14 protein-coding genes are annotated in these 15,100 nt (G+C 62.0%); 6 read left to right on the top strand and 8 right to left on the bottom strand.

Annotation, left to right across the window (positions count from 1 at the left end):
• Positions 1–28: 28 nt before the first annotated feature.
• A complete protein-coding gene (locus tag FZ934_RS11960; protein ID WP_153271248.1) occupies positions 29–862 on the bottom strand; it encodes a universal stress protein in 834 nt (277 codons plus the stop codon).
• 294 nt (positions 863–1,156) lie between these two features.
• On the opposite strand from FZ934_RS11960, the gene yghU reads away from it, so the two are divergent.
• The 6 genes from yghU to FZ934_RS11935 all read left to right on the top strand — a co-directional run bounded on the left by yghU (position 1,157) and on the right by FZ934_RS11935 (position 6,148).
• Positions 1,157–2,053, top strand: coding sequence for a glutathione-dependent disulfide-bond oxidoreductase (gene yghU / locus FZ934_RS11955; RefSeq protein ID WP_153271247.1), 897 nt, complete (start codon positions 1,157–1,159; stop codon positions 2,051–2,053).
• Between the two features lie 248 nt (positions 2,054–2,301).
• The gene (gene msuE, locus FZ934_RS11950; RefSeq protein ID WP_153271246.1) at positions 2,302–2,859 is read left to right on the top strand and encodes an FMN reductase; all 558 of its coding nucleotides are present in this window, start codon (positions 2,302–2,304) and stop codon (positions 2,857–2,859) included.
• A 12-nt stretch (positions 2,860–2,871) separates the two neighbouring features.
• Complete coding sequence (locus FZ934_RS27800; protein WP_194273815.1) at positions 2,872–3,042, top strand: hypothetical protein; 171 nt, start codon at positions 2,872–2,874, stop codon at positions 3,040–3,042.
• 248 nt (positions 3,043–3,290) lie between these two features.
• Entirely contained in the window at positions 3,291–3,890 is a 600-nt protein-coding gene (locus FZ934_RS11945) for an RBBP9/YdeN family alpha/beta hydrolase (RefSeq protein WP_153271245.1), read from the top strand.
• A 239-nt stretch (positions 3,891–4,129) separates the two neighbouring features.
• A complete protein-coding gene (locus FZ934_RS11940; RefSeq protein WP_153271244.1) occupies positions 4,130–4,789 on the top strand; it encodes a peroxiredoxin in 660 nt (219 codons plus the stop codon).
• Positions 4,790–4,819: 30 nt separating this feature from the next.
• Positions 4,820–6,148, top strand: a complete 1,329-nt coding sequence (locus tag FZ934_RS11935) for an LLM class flavin-dependent oxidoreductase (RefSeq protein ID WP_153272436.1) — start codon at positions 4,820–4,822, stop codon at positions 6,146–6,148.
• A 64-nt stretch (positions 6,149–6,212) separates the two neighbouring features.
• On the opposite strand, the gene FZ934_RS11930 is transcribed toward FZ934_RS11935, so the two are convergent.
• The 7 genes from FZ934_RS11930 to FZ934_RS11900 all read right to left on the bottom strand — a co-directional run bounded on the left by FZ934_RS11930 (position 6,213) and on the right by FZ934_RS11900 (position 14,892).
• Positions 6,213–7,604 carry an LLM class flavin-dependent oxidoreductase gene (locus FZ934_RS11930; protein WP_153271243.1) on the bottom strand — a complete coding sequence of 464 codons (1,392 nt, stop codon included), beginning with the start codon at positions 7,602–7,604 and terminating at the stop codon, positions 6,213–6,215.
• 34 nt (positions 7,605–7,638) lie between these two features.
• Complete coding sequence (locus tag FZ934_RS11925) at positions 7,639–8,616, bottom strand: ABC transporter permease (protein WP_153271242.1); 978 nt, start codon at positions 8,614–8,616, stop codon at positions 7,639–7,641.
• Between the two features lie 2 nt (positions 8,617–8,618).
• Entirely contained in the window at positions 8,619–9,638 is a 1,020-nt protein-coding gene (locus FZ934_RS11920) for an ABC transporter permease (protein WP_153271241.1), read from the bottom strand.
• A complete protein-coding gene (locus tag FZ934_RS11915; RefSeq protein WP_153271240.1) occupies positions 9,628–11,169 on the bottom strand; it encodes a sugar ABC transporter ATP-binding protein in 1,542 nt (513 codons plus the stop codon). The genes FZ934_RS11920 and FZ934_RS11915 overlap by 11 nt, the downstream gene beginning before the upstream one ends.
• Before the next feature lie 59 nt (positions 11,170–11,228).
• Positions 11,229–12,239 carry a substrate-binding domain-containing protein gene (locus FZ934_RS11910; RefSeq protein WP_153271239.1) on the bottom strand — a complete coding sequence of 337 codons (1,011 nt, stop codon included), beginning with the start codon at positions 12,237–12,239 and terminating at the stop codon, positions 11,229–11,231.
• Positions 12,240–12,358: 119 nt separating this feature from the next.
• On the bottom strand, positions 12,359–13,411 hold the full coding sequence (locus tag FZ934_RS11905) for an ABC transporter permease (protein ID WP_153271238.1): 1,053 nt from the start codon (positions 13,409–13,411) through the stop codon (positions 12,359–12,361).
• Positions 13,408–14,892, bottom strand: a complete 1,485-nt coding sequence (locus FZ934_RS11900; RefSeq protein ID WP_153271237.1) for a sugar ABC transporter ATP-binding protein — start codon at positions 14,890–14,892, stop codon at positions 13,408–13,410. The genes FZ934_RS11905 and FZ934_RS11900 overlap by 4 nt, the downstream gene beginning before the upstream one ends.
• Between the last annotated feature and the right edge of the window lie 208 nt (positions 14,893–15,100).

The raw sequence follows: 15,100 nt of genomic DNA, 5'->3' as shown, positions 1-15,100 counted from the left end.
CGGCAGGCGCCGGGGCTGCCGGATGGTGTTACCGCGACAGAAACAGTGGGACCCGGCTATCCTTCAACATCGAGCGGGTGACACCACCGAACAGGCGCTGCTGTATCCGCGGATGATTGTAGGCTCCCATGACCACCATGTCGGCGGCGACGTCAACGGCATGCTGGCGCAAGGTTTCGTCGATCCGGCGGCCGCCGCTTGCAACGCGCTCGACTTCGACCTTGACGCCATGGCGGGTCAGAAACATCGCGATGTCGGCTCCCGGCTCCTCGCCATTTTCCCAACTCCTCGCAACGGGATCCACGAGCGTCACATGCACGGCATCGCAGCCCTTCAGGAATTCCATCGACTGGCGCGTGGCGCGCGCCGCCTCGTCACTGGAATCCCAGGCGAGCAATATCGACTTGGGAGAGGACGAGACCGTTTGCATGCGCGGATTGATCAGGATCGGCGTCGGAGATTGGAACAAGGCGCCATCGACGATACGGCGCTGAAGCGGCTCGTCACCCGCGGCTTGCGCGCCGACCAGCACGAGGTCGGCATAAAGTGCGTGCTGGGCGATATCCTCATCCGCCCACGCGAACTCGGTATAGATTTCCTGCACATCGAAGGAGAGGCCGGAGCGCTCCAGCAATTTCTGAACGGCCCTCGTCTCTTCGGTGAGGCGCTCGATCTCCTTGCGCTGCTCGTCCAGCCATGCGGTCGAGATAGCTTCGTATGTCGCGATCGCCGGTACGCCGCCCAAGCAGACCACCAGCGCGGTCATGTGTGCGCTTTGCGCTTCGCAGAAATCGATCGCCTGCTTGATGTCCTGGTCCCAACGCTCGACGCTGAACACGCACATCACGGTCTTGATGCTCATGGCATTGCCCTCCTTGTTTTGTCATGGAGAGCCTATGCCGTTCTTAAGGGTTGTCTTTGATGTTGGTCAAAGTGGCGGAGCACGAACGCGAGACTACGTCGCCCTCGACGAACGCATGGGCATATTGGTGCACGAGATCGGTACCATCTCGCCTGAATGCCAATGCTCGAACGGCTCATCGCAAAACGCCAGAAAAACAGTTGTCCACTATGGCATCGACGCCTGCTCGACCATACCTATAGCGCTCGTTTGTGGTTCCACGACGCGTGTGTTTCTGAGCAAGGACAGATACTGATGACCGAGAAATCCCCCGCCGACAACTTCCCCGCCGGATACGAGCTTCCCAAGGTTTGGACCTGGGAGAAGGGGAATGGCGGACAGTTCGCCAATATCAACCGTCCGATCGCCGGGCCGACACATGACAAGGAGCTTCCGGTCGGAAAGCATCCGTTGCAGCTCTATTCGCTGGCGACACCGAATGGCGTCAAGGTCGGGATCATGCTCGAGGAGCTCCTGGCGGCAGGCCATTCCGGCGCGGAATATGATGCATGGCTGATCAAGATCGGCGAGGGCGAGCAGTTCGGGTCGGGCTTTGTCGGTGCGAACCCTAACTCGAAGATTCCCGTCCTGGTGGATCATTCGACGACTGAACCGACCCGGGTGTTCGAGAGCGGCGCGATCCTTCTCTACCTTGCCAACAAATTCGATGCGTTCCTGCCGAAGGAGCACAAGGCCCGGACGGAGGCCATGAACTGGCTTTTCTGGCAGATGGCATCGGCGCCGTATCTCGGCGGTGGCTTCGGTCATTTCTACGCCTATGCGCCGATGCTCATCCAGTATGCGGTCGATCGCTTCTCGATGGAAGTCAAGCGCCAGCTCGACGTCCTTGACCGGCATCTGGCCGACCATCGCTATATGGCGGGCAGCGATTACTCCATCGCCGATATCGCCATCTGGCCCTGGTACGGCGCTCTCGCACAGGGCAAGACCTATGGGGATGCGGGTAACTTCCTCGACGTCCAGAGCTATCGCAACCTGCAGCGCTGGACGGCCGAGATCGCGGAGCGTCCTGCGGTGAAGCGTGGACGGATGGTCAACCGGATGTCCGGCGATCCGTCCGAGCAGCTGCACGAGCGCCACGACGCATCCGACTTCGATACCAAGACGCAGGATAAGATCGGCCAAGCCTGATCGCCGGCGCCTGCGGGCAGCCATAATCAAGAGACCGATTTGCGGCTCCGCGCTCGATAAGGGTGTCGGGGCCGCAACTGCTTCTGGAATCCTATTGCCAGGGCGACCCAGTTAGCCTTGGGCCCAACCGTGCCGGGAGCCGAGGCCGGAGCAGTGAATTTCACGGTTTCCGATAATAACGAAACGCGATTTCTTTTGTATATTAAATTTATAGACAATATTTGGCGCAACATAGAAGGAGAGATCACATGTCGTTGCGCCTGGTGGGCATTGCCGGAAGTTTCAACCGCCCGTCGAAGACTTACGCCCTCGTCAAGCACATTGCAGGACTTGCGGCCGAAAGCTACGGCTTCTCGACGACGATCCACGATCTGACGGATGTGGGGCCGTCGCTTGGAACGGCCTTGTGGCCGAACGAGCTGGATGCGCAGGCAAAGGCGGTTGTCGACGACATTGTCAGCGCTGATGTTCTGGTCATCGGTTCGCCGACCTACAAGGGATCCTATCCCGGCCTTTTCAAGCACCTGATCGATCTGATCGATCCCAACGATCTTCGCTCGAAGCCTGTCATCATCAGTGCGACCGGCGGCGGCGATCGTCATGCCCTGATGGTCGAGCACCAGCTGCGGCCGCTGTTCGGCTTCTTCATGGCGCACACCCTGCCGACGGCTGTCTATGCCTCCGACCGGGACTTTGTGGACTATGCGGTCGCATCGGACGCTCTCAGTGGCCGGATCAATTCCGTCGTCGGCGAGCTGTCGACCTTCTTTCCGCCTGCTAAGGCCGCCTTGCAGGCCGCGGAATAGGGAGGGCGTGTGGTGGGCGGCACGGACAAGGCCTCGATGGCAACAGAGTTGTGGAGCGTCTTCGACTTCGCACGGCGTTATCGGCTGACAATGCGCGAACAGAACCGTCTTCTGATGCTGTTCGGTCCGGTTGCCAGCGCCGACGCTCTGCTCTCAACCGCAAGACGGAGCCAGTTGCTCTAAATCCAAAGGGAGACGTGACGATGCGATTGCTTGTGTCCGAACTTTTTTCTCTTGCCGACCGCTGGCTGCTGGTCTGGCGGCAACCGTTGCAAGACGAGGCTTCCGAGCTCGTGATGGACGCGAGGGCGAGCGATTATGAGATCTACTATTGGAACCCGTCGTGTGGGCCCTGGTATTGATGCGGATGTCGCGAAGTGGCCTTCGACTGCGGTTGGCTCCAGGCAATGCGACGAGATGAGGATTTGACGATGACCCCGGTACTCGTTCTTCCCGGCCTGTTCGGATCCGAGGACGCTCACTGGCAAAGCGCTTGGCTGAAGGACCATCCCGAAAGCCGGCTTGTCGAGCAGGATAACTGGGATCGGCCACAGCTCAACGTCTGGCTCGAGAGGCTCGAGGCATCGCTTGAAGAGGCCGGGGAGGCCTACATCGTCGCGCATAGTCTTGGGTGCGTTCTTGCGGCAAGCCTTGCGGGGCGTCCCTCGGCATCACGTGCGAAGGGCGCGCTGCTGGTTGCCCCATGTGACCTGCCGGCGACCGAAAGACTGCACGCCGGCCAGATCGCGTTTGGCACGATGCCCACCGCGAGATTGCCGTTTGCCAGCCTGCTCGTCGGCAGCCTGAACGATCATTACATGTCGCTCGACCGACTGACCCTCTTTGCCCGCCTCTGGGGCAGCGAGTTGCGCAATGTCGGCCTTGCGGGGCATATCAATGTCGCAAGCGGCTATGGTCGCTGGCCCGGCGGATATCGGCTCTTCGAAACGCTCAAGGCCAGAATTCGCCATCTCGACAAGATACCGCCGATGAAGCCTGCGCTTGGGCGGGCGGTTCCTTCTCTTCTGTAACAGCTGGCCAGCGCCTATCTTCTCCTTGACTATGTGCGCAACCTCGCCGATCAATCACACCGCGCCGAAGATGGAGCAGCGCTGCAAGATCATCGACAGAATAGCTGCAGACATCACGACGGCCGATTGGTCCGATCTTGCCGCCCGTCTCGCTCGTTTCCGGCGAAGGCGGTCAAACAGACCGGTTGTCTATCCGATATTGAAATAACCACGCCATTTATCAACAAGGGTCACCGCTCATGAGCCTCCGTATCAACGATATTGCACCTGATTTCACCGCCGACACCACGCAGGGCGCCATCCAGTTTCATGACTGGATCGGCAACGGCTGGGCCGTCCTTTTCTCTCATCCGAAAAACTTCACGCCGGTCTGCACGACCGAGCTCGGTGCGATGGCAGGCCTCGAGCCCGAGTTCCGCAAGCGCGGCGCGAAGATCATCGGCATCTCCGTCGATCCGGTCGAAAGCCACAGCAAGTGGAAGAACGACATCAAGACGGCGACCGGCTTCGACGTGGACTATCCGCTGATCGGCGACAAGGACCTGCAGGTCGCCAAACTCTACGACATGCTGCCGGCTGGTGCGGGCGAGACGTCGGAAGGCCGCACGCCCGCCGACAACGCAACCGTACGCTCGGTTTTCATCATCGGCCCGGACAAGAAGATCAAGCTGATCCTCACCTACCCGATGACAACAGGACGCAATTTCAATGAGATCCTGCGCGCGATCGATTCCATCCAGCTGACGGCCAAGCACCAGGTTGCAACGCCCGCCAACTGGCAGCAGGGCGAGGATGTCATCATCACCGCGGCTGTCTCGAACGAGGATGCGGTCACTCGCTTCGGTTCGTTTGACACCGTGCTGCCGTATCTGCGCAAGACCAAGCAGCCGCAGGCGTAATCAGCGATAGCGACAAGACGGGGAAGCATGATGGCACACGAGCGACAATTGCACCTCGGCGCCTTCATGCGCCCCGTCAGTCTGCATACCGGAGCCTGGCGCTATCCTGGCGGCTATCCGGACGCGAACTTCAATTTCAGCCACATGAAGGAATTCGTGCGGAAGCTGGAAGCGGCGAAGTTCGACGCCTTCTTCATGGCCGACCATCTGGCGGTGTTGAACATGCCCATCGAGGCGCTGAAGCGAAGTCAGACGGTGACCTCATTCGAGCCGTTTACGCTTTTGTCGGCTCTTGCCGCCGTCACCGACCGGATCGGCCTCGTCGCGACAGCTTCGACCACCTTTGACGAGCCCTATCACGTGGCTCGCCGCTTCGCCTCGCTCGATCACATCTCCGCCGGCAGGGCAGGGTGGAACATCGTGACGACGGCAAATCCGGATGCGGCGCTGAATTTCGGGCTTGAGGAGCATGTCGAGCACGGCGAGCGCTACCAGCGCGCCCGCGAATTCTACGATGTCGTGACCGGTCTCTGGGACAGCTTTGCCGAAGATGCCTTCACCCGCGACGTCGAGAGCGGGCAGTTTTTTGATCCGGCAAGGATGCACGTCCTTGATCATAAGGGCGAGGAATTCAGCGTCCGTGGTCCTTTGAACATTGCCCGGCCGCCGCAGGGCTGGCCCGCGATCGTACAGGCCGGCCAGTCCGAGCCGGGCCGTCAGCTTGCTGCCGAGACGGCCGAAGTTGTCTTCTGCTCGCCGCGCGATCTGGAAGCGGCGAAGGCACTCTATGCCGACATCAAGGGGCGGATGCCCGCCATTGGCCGTGATCCACTCTATCTCAAGATCCTGCCCGCAGCCTTCGTCGTCATCGGCGACAGCATCGATGAAGCGCGCGAAAAGCGGGCGAGGCTCGATGGCCTCGTCCACTATGATAGCGCCATCGCATCGCTTTCGATCGCCCTCGGCCATGATGCATCGGGTTTCGATCCGGATGGACCGCTGCCTGAGATTCCGGAGACGAATGCCAGCAAGACCGGCCGTGCGCAGGTCTTGAAGCTGGCGCGTGAGGAGCAGTTGACGGTTCGCCAGCTTGCACAACGTTATGGCGGCTATTCCGGCCTGGCGTTTGTCGGCACGGCGGCATCGATCGCCGATGAAATGGAGCAATGGCTTGTCGAGCGCGGAAGTGACGGTTTCAACGTCGTCTTTCCCTATCTGCCGCAGGGGCTCGACGATGTGGTGAACCTGCTCGTTCCCGAACTGCAGCGGCGCGGGCTCTTTCGATCGGAGTACGAGGGTGCCACCTTGCGCGATCATCTCGGACTGCCACGGCCAGCGAACAGATTCTTTGCCGATTGATCGGCGTATGGCTCGTTAGTGCAACGGACGTGTCGCCACGCCCGTTGTCATGCTCAGGTCGGTTTTAGATCGCGATCTTTCTCGAGGCTTCGCCGAGCACGCGATAGCCGGCGCCGGGATGCGGAGCCTGCAGACGGGGGCCTTGGCCGCCCAGTTTCTCGCGAAGAGTTCCCTGGCGATACTCGGTCTTGTAGACGCCGCGCTTCTGCAGTTCCGGGACAAGAAGATCGACGGCGTCCTCGAAGCTCTCGGGCGTCACGGCGTAGGCCAGATTAAAGCCGTCGACGTCAGTATCCTCGACCCATTCCTGCATCAGGTCCGCGACCGTAGAGGGCGAGCCGACGAAGACAGGTCCGAAGCCGCCGACGCCGACCCAGTCCGCCATTTCGCGCACAGTCCATTCCTTGTCGGGATCGATCGTTGTGAAGGTCTCGACGGCTGACTGCACGGCGTTGGTATGGCGGTGGCGCAGCACCTCATCCGGGCCGAACTGGCCGAAGTCGATGCCCGTCCAGCCGGAGATCAGCGTCAACGCGCCTTCGAACGAGGCGTATTGGCGGTATTCGTTGAACTTGCGCTGCGCTTCGGCATCCGTCTCACCGAGGATGACTGTCTGCAGGTTGAAGGCGAGGATTTCGCGCGGGTTGCGACCGGACCGCTCGGCGGCCTGCCGGACATTCGCGACGTAGCGCTTGAGGACCGGCTTCGACGGCGCGGCCACGAAGATGCACTCGGCATGGGCGCCGGCAAAGTCCTTGCCTCGGCTCGAGGCGCCGGCCTGATAAAGAACCGGCGTGCGTTGCGGCGAAGGTTCGCTGAGGTGGATGCCGGGCACGCTGAAATGCTTGCCCGAGTGGCGGATGGGGTGCACTTTCCGCGGATCGGTGAAAACGCCCTTCTGGCGGTCGCGGACGACGGCGTCGTCCTCCCAGCTTCCTTCCCACAGCTTGTAGCAGACTTCGAGATATTCATCGGCGAGGTCGTAGCGATCGTCGTGTCCCGTCTGCGCCGGCTGGCCGACATTGAGGGCGCCGCTGTTCAGATAGGAGGTGACGATGTTCCAGCCAACCCGGCCCTTGGTCAGATGGTCGAGCGTCGAGATCCTGCGGGCGAAGGTATAGGGGTGCTCGAAGGAGAGCGAAGCCGTCAGGCCGAAGCCGAGATGCTCGGTCTCGTAGGCCATGGTGGGAATGAGCTGCAGCGGGTCGTTGACCGGCACCTGAGCCGAATGGCGAAGGGCGGCATCGACATTGCCGTTCAGCACGTCGTAGACGCCCAACACGTCGGCGATGAAGAGCCCGTCGAATTTGCCGCGTTCGAGCGTTTTGGCAAGATGCACCCAGTAGTCGAGATCCTTGTAGGTCCAGGATTTGTCGCGCGGGTGGCGCCAGAGGCCGGGCGACTGGTGTCCGACGCAGTTCATATCGAAGGCGTTCAGCCTGATTTCTCGGCTCATGTCATAGTTCCTGGATTGTCCGGGTTGCGTCGGCTCAGGCGCCGACTGCTTTCCTGTTGATGAAGCTGAAGGCCAGCACTGCGAAGATGAGGCTGCCGGTACCGACCTGCTGCCAGTAGAAATTCAGGCCGGTCAGAAGCAGCCCGTTGGCAACGATGCCGAGCAGCAGAACGCCAAGCACGGTTCCGGCGACATTCGGGCGCCCGAGCGGCGAGAAGGTCGTGCCGATGAAGGTTGCGCCGATGGCGTTCAGCAGGAACGCGTTGCCTGAGGAGGGGATGTAGACCGTGACCGTCGATGTCAGGATGATCCCGGCGATTGCTGCGACCACGCCTGCAAGGATGAAGGTCACAGCGACATGCCGGCCGAGACCGATGCCTGAATAGCGTACGACACTCGGCTGGATGCCGATCGAAAGCACGACCCGCCCAAAGCGCGTGAACGCGAACAAGATGGCGGCGCCCGCGATGACCGCCGCTGAGATCAGTAGCGGAACAGGGATGCCGGCAATCGTTCCATGGCCGACGAAGCGAAAGGCATCCGGAACGCCTGTTGGTGGCAGATAGACCGGGTTGCCGCCATTCGTCAGCAGCTGCTGGATGCTGCGGCCGATAAAGAGCGTACCGAGCGTTGCCAGGAATGGCGAGACGCCGATCGCGGAGATGAGGATCGCGTTGAAGGCTCCGACCAGGGCACCGGCCAGAAGTGCGGCAAGCAGCGCCAGCACGACGGGCTTTCCGGCAAGGACCAGCGACACGAAGGCGAAGCTTGCGAAATCAACCGCGGTGCCGACCGAGAGGTCGATCCCGCCGGCGGAAACCGCGAGCGTCATCGCTATGGAGACGATGGCCAGCAGAGTGAAATTGTTGACGAGAATGCTCTGCAGGTTGCCCGGCGTCAGGAACGTCGGGGCGGCTGCCGAGAAGATGGAGAAGACGGCGATGAGAGCGAGTATCAGGCCATAGCGGGAGAGATTGGCGAGCGGTCGCCCTGATGTAATTGAGGCGGACAAGATCAGATCTCCCGTTTGCGCAGCAGGGTCGTGGCGGAGACGACGATCAGGATGAGGACGCCCTGCACGCCGCTGACGAGGGTGCTCGGGAGGTTCAGAAGCTGGAAGCCATTGACAAGGAAGCCGACGAAGAGCGCCGATATCAGGGTGCCGGTGATCGTCGGCACCAGGCGGCCCGAAAAGACAGCACCCAACAGAGCGGTGACGACAACAGGCAGGAGCATTTCTCCGGAGCCGGTCGTGCTGCCGCTGAGGTAGGACACCGAGAGAATGCCGGCTATGCCGCCGCATAGACCGCTTGCGACGAATGCGCCGGCGACAAGCCGCTTCAAGGGAAGGCCGGCCGCACGGGCCGCGTCCGGAAACTCACCGACTGCATAGAGTCTGAGCCCAATCGGCGTGTACTGGACGATTGCCGCGACGATGGCCGTGAAGCCGATGAGGATATAGGCGAGGACGGGGATGCCGAAGCCGTCTGACGTCGAGATCGCGGTCAGTAGGTCGGTCGAGGCCGGTACCACGGTATTCTGCGTCAGGACCAGCTCGAGGCCGGCGACGATATTCATCACGGCAAGGGTGGCCAGGAGCGGTACGATGCCTGCGAGCACGACCGCCGCCGCGTTGACGGCGCCGATCGCAAGGCCGGTGAGGATCGCGCCGACGGCTGCCGTCGCATCGCCGTAACCGAACTGGATCAGCGAGGCATAGACCGCGGCACTCAGGCCCATATTCGCGGCCAGCGACAGATCGATGCCGCCGGTCACCACATTCGAACCACCGGCGATCAGCACAATCGTCAATCCGATGGCGAGAACGCCCGCGATTGCCGACTGGCCGAGAACGTTGCCGATATTGCCGATGGTGAAGAAGTAGGGTGCCGTCAGCGAGAAGATGACAAGAATCGAGGCAAAGGCGAGCAGCGAGCCGAAGCGAAGTGCTGCCGCCGCGAGATTGCCTTTCGACCTCGGCGCATCGTCGCCGGTAATGGCGGGCAGGGAACCGAACTGAATATCAGCCGACATGACGTAATCCTTCCGAAGCGCCTGTCGATGCCGCCAGCACTTCATCCGTTGTGGTCTCCGAGGAGACGAGTTCGCGAACAACGCGTCCGCGGAAGAAGACGAGGATCCGATCGGTGATGCCGACGAGTTCTGGCAGATCGGAGGACAACACGATGACGCCGGCACCGCGGGCGGCGAGTTCGCCGATCAGCGCGTAGATCTCCACCTTCGAGCCGATATCGACGCCGACTGTCGGCTCATCCAGGAGGTAGACTTCCGATTGCCGGCTCAGCCATTTGGCGATCGCGACCTTCTGCTGGTTGCCGCCGGAGAGCGTGCGCACCAGAGCGTCTCGTCCTGCCGTCTTGATCTGCAGGCGCCGGATCAGATCATCGGTGTCCGAACGTTCGCGTTTCCGCCTCAGGAAGCCGAAGCGGGTGTATCGCGCAAGACTCGATAAGGTGATGTTTTCTGACAGGCTGAGATCGAGCCCCACGCCATGACCGCGCCGATCCTCCGGCACCAGCGCGACGTCCTGATCGACGGCCTCGATCGGATTGCGCAGTTTGGCGGGCTTGCCGCCCATCTCGATCAGGCCGGAAGCTGCCTGCTCCAGTCCGAAGAGCGTGCGGATAAGATCCTTGGCGCCGGATCCAAGCAAACCGGTGACGCCAAGCACCTCGCCACGGCGCAATGTGAAGCTCACCTCATCGTAACGGTTCGGTGCCGAGAGGTTTTCAACCTTGAGGATTTCAGCGCCCGGCTCGACATGGGATTTGGGGAACATCTCGGTGATGTCGCGCTCGATCATCAGGCCAGCGATGGCCTTCGCCGAGGTTTCGGCAATTGGCAGTGAGGCGACGTCGAGCCCGTTGCGGAGCACCGTCACATGGTCGCACAATTCCTCGATCTCGTTGAGATAATGCGAGATGTAGATGATGGTGACACCTTCGTCGCGAAGGCGCCGGATCAGCCGGAAGAGGGTTTCGGCCTCGCGCCGGACGAGCGCCGCCGTCGGCTCGTCGAAGACCAGGACCTTTGGCTGATTGAGCAGGGCTCGGGTGATCTGCACGATCTGCCGCTCGGCGGTGGAAAGCTCGCCGATCAGGGCATCCTTCGGCAGTCGCAGGCCGAAATAGTTGAGAAGGATCTCTTCGGCTCGCCGCTGCATGGTGCGGCGATCGAGAAACGGTGTTCCCGGAAGGCGGGCCTCGCGGCCGAGAAAAAGCGCCTCTCCGACGGTGAAGGTCGGCACCAGCAGCCGGTCCTGATGGATGAAATGAATGCCAAGCTCTTCGCAGAGGTGCGGCGTCAGGCTCTCATAGGCGCGCCCTTCGACCTCGATGCGGCCTTCGTCCGGCCGGTGCAGGCCGGCGAGGATCTTGATCAGTGTGGATTTGCCGGCGCCATTCTGGCCGACAAGACCGTGCACGGTGCCGCGTCGAACCGCGAGCGAGGCGCCTGCCAGCGCCTGCGCGCCGCCGAAGCGTTTCACGATGCGTTCAAAACGGATGATGTCGCTGCCGGTATCGGCGGGTTCAGCTGCGGTCATGGTGCTGGCTCTTCAGAGAAAGGGATGCGATGCGGCGATGCCGCATCGCGAGACTGCTATCAGCCGATGCCGAGCTTCTTGGTGATTTCGCCGACGTTCTCCTTGTTGGCGAGGAGAGCAGGGACGTAGGTTTCCCGCGGCAATGTCTGACCTGCCAGCAGCTTGGCAACGTTGCGGATCGCGACGCGACCGATCTCGGCCGGCTGCTGGGCCGCATCGGCTCCTGCCGGAGACTTCGGATCGGCAACGAGCTGCAGGACCTCGGGGCTGCCGTCGACGCCATAGGTGCGGATCTCGTTGCGGCCGGCTGCGGCAATCGCCTGCGTGGCGCCGAGCTGCGGAATATCCCAGGCTGACCAGACGGCCTTGATCGAACCCTTTTCCGGATACTTGTTGAGGATCGCGGTGATCTGCGTGAAGGCGTCCTGAACAGTGTTCGGGATGACGTCGCGCAGTTCCGGCTGAATGATCTTCACCTTCGGGAAATACTTGATGACGTTGACCAGCTGGTCGTAGCGGATGGCGCAGGGCGTCACACCGTAGAACCCGTTGAAGACGACAATGTTGCCTTCGCCGCCGATATCGGAGACGAGCTGCAGGGCGAGGTCCTTGCCGATGCCCCAGTTGTCCGAGGTCGTGTTGTTGAGCGAATTGGTCGAACCGACATCGACGGTCAGCACGGGAATGCCCGCGTCGCGGGCCTTCTTCAGCCACGGATCGATGACGCTGAGCGTACCCAGGATCTGCACGATGGCGTCGGGCTTCTGGGCAACCAGCGTCTGCAGCTGGGCAATCAGCTTGCCGTCGTTGCGGCCGGCGTCGACGGCAATCGGCTCGCCGCCGAGGCGCTTCACTTCTTCGATCTGGGCGTTGTAGACCTGCAGGTCGAAATAGTGGTCGGTGCCGGTGGCGCTGATCGCGACGCGCTTGCCCTTGAGCGAAAGCCCGTCTTCAGCCGCGTTGGCCGACGCCGAGGCTAGGACGCCGGCGCCTGCAAATGTTGCACCGGCAACTGCCGCCAGCTTCAGGATTTCGCGGCGCCCCAGGCCGGATACAGTCGATTCACTCATTGAAATAAACCCTCTCGTTTCAATTAGTATATAAAATATATAGATTTATCGTGTTAAAGAGGAACGTTATTCCAAATGCGCGGGGCGTCGGGAAAATTTCGGCAGGCGAGAATGCCGCCTCAGCGATCTCCGTTGCGACCAAGTCCATAGGTGAGGGCCAGGGCTCCGACGAGCACCGCGCCCTTCACGAAATCCTGCGTGTAGTAGGGCGCATTGAGCATGGTCAGTCCGTTGAGGAGAACGCCGACAAACACGGCGCCGACGATTGTGCCAAGCACGTTGGGGCGGCGAAGGTTGAGCACCGCAAAGCCGATCAGCGCGGCGGCTACCGCATCCATGAGAAGGGAACCGCCGGATGAGACATCACCACGACCGACACGGGCGGCAATGACGATGCCGCCAAGTGAAGCGAGCGCTCCTGAAATGACGTAAGCGAGTGTTTTCAGCCGCGCGGGCGAGGCTCCCGCGAGCCGCGTCGCCACTTCGTTGCCGCCGGTCGCAAACAGCAGCCGGCCAATGCGCGTCCTTTCCGTCAGGACGTAAAGAACGAGAGCCACGAGCGCCATCAGTACGACGGAGACCGGCAGGGTGGCGAAAAGGCTGTAGCGGCCGATGAGAAGGAAGGCGGGATCATAGGCGCCCGCCGCCTTCGAACCATCCGGCAGAGTGAGCCCTGCCGAGATCGAGCGGCCGGCTGTGGGGATGAGCTGCAACCCGGACAGTAGAAACATCATGGCAAGCGTGGCCAACAGATCAGGGACACGCAGGCGCACGATGAGGAAGGCGTTGATCAGGCCGATCGCCGCGCCGAAGGCGAGGACCAGCGGCACCGTTGCGAAGGCATCCAGTTGCCAGACGATCATGGCGTAGCTCGCAGCCATGACGCTGGAGGCGGCGACGGCGCCGATCGAGAGATCGAAGCCGCCGACGGCGAGCGTCACCGTGACGCCGGCCCCCAGGATCGCAACCACCGAGACCGCCTGCAGGATGCTCATCAGGTTGCTGATGTTGATGAAGGCGGGCTCTGCGAGTGCGAAGCCGACAAGCAGCAGGCCGAGGAGCAGAAACACTGCGCCGGCACGCAGAGTTCCCCCGAAGGAGCCGCGCGGTGTACCGGATGCGTCTGGTATCGCGACTCGCTCCGGTAGCGCGGTATCGTCCAATGTGGTCATGCATGTGTTCCTTGAAACGCTGGATTGACGGTCGCGTCGACGGCGATCGGTTGCAGGGTGTGGCGATCGATGCTCAGAATGCGGTCGGCGACCTCGTGGGCTTCCTCCGGATCCGAGGTGGCGATCAGGGTGGCGCGGTCGCTGCGTGCGCGGATCGCTTCGATGATGTCGCGGCGCGCGCCGACATCGACGCCCTGAAACGGCTCGTCGAGAAGCAGCAGCCGGCTTGGCTCAGCTTCCCAACGCGCGATCACGGCTTTCTGCTGGTTGCCGCCGGAAAGGCTCCAAACGGAGGCGAGCGGATCGGAGGCTTTTATGCCGAGGCGGGTGATGGCGGCTGCAGCCTCGCGCCGTTCGCGCCCACCGAACAGGAGGCCTTGCGGATACCATGTCTTCAGATGTGGGAGGCTGATGGTGGCGGCAAGCGAGTGCCCCGGCCATCCCGATGGCATCAACGAGGAGCGGTGGCGGTCTTCCGCGGCCATCGCAACGCCCGACGCGATCGCTTCGGCAGGCGAGCGCGGCGCATAAGGCTTGCCGCCGAGCAGCATTGCACCGGCCGCGAGTTTGCTTGCGCCGAAGATCGCGGAAAGCAGGCGGCTCTTGCCGGCGCCAAGCACGCCGGTGACGGCGACGACCTCGCCTTCGCGGATCGAAAGGTCGAAAGGGCTGCTTGTCGGCAGAAGCCGGGCTTCACGCATCTCGAAGACGGTGGTTGCGGCTTGCGGGCGAACGGCAGGCTGGAGCGCGTCCAGTCTGCGGCCGATCATCGCTTCTATGGCGCTTGAGAAGTCGATCGGACGCGCGAAACTGCCGACGACCCGGCCGCCGCGGATGACAATGGCGCGATCGGCGATCGCTTCGAGATCGGCGGTACGGTGCGAAATATAGAGGATGGCAAGACCCTGAGCCCGCAATCGGAGGAGGATGTCGAACAGCCGCCGGCTTTCCTCGCCGGAAAGGCTTGCGGTCGGCTCGTCGAGGATCAACAGGTCGGCGCGGTTGGCCAGCGCTCGGGCGATCGCCACAAGCTGGCGTTCGGCGGCCGAGAGATCGCCGAAGTCGCGATCGAGCGGCAGCGAGAATCCCGCCGTCGTAAGCATTGCGTCTGCCTGGCGGCGAAGGCTGCGGCGTGAGACGAAAAACGGTGTGCCGCCCTCGGCGAAGCGATGCAGGAGGAGGGCGTCGGCAACGGTCTGTCCCGGTGCGCCGACGATATCCGTCGATTGATGGACCGTTGCGATGCCGGCGCGCGCAGCGTCGTGCGGTGTCTTCGGCGCGATGGTGCTGCCGTTCAGGGTGATGGTGCCGCCGTCGGCGGCGATCGCGCCTGACAGAATCTTGACCAGCGTCGACTTTCCTGCGCCGTTGGCTCCCATCAGGGCGACGATCTCTCCGCGCTCGACCGATATGTCGATACCGGCCAGGGCGCGTGTCGCGCCGAAGCTTCGGGTGAGATTTTCAATGTGAAGAACTGGCATCGTGATTGTCCCGATCGGCTTCGCGTGCCTGATATTGGCCCGGCGGACGGGAGATTTTCCAGGCAAGCCTTTGCCGGCCGGGTCTTCCCGACGAAACAAAGAATCTCCGCAGGCCGGTAAAAACGGACGTTTTAATCTACTAAAAACATAGAGATTATATCTAATAATTCCTGCGTCGCGGGGATCTGCCGTCCGTCAGACGACGCTT

It is taken from the genome of Rhizobium grahamii (genome assembly GCF_009498215.1).
GTDB classification, from domain to species: domain Bacteria; phylum Pseudomonadota; class Alphaproteobacteria; order Rhizobiales; family Rhizobiaceae; genus Rhizobium; species Rhizobium grahamii_A.
Note: the sequence above shows the minus strand (reverse complement) of the source record. Positions and strands in the feature narration are given on the sequence as shown.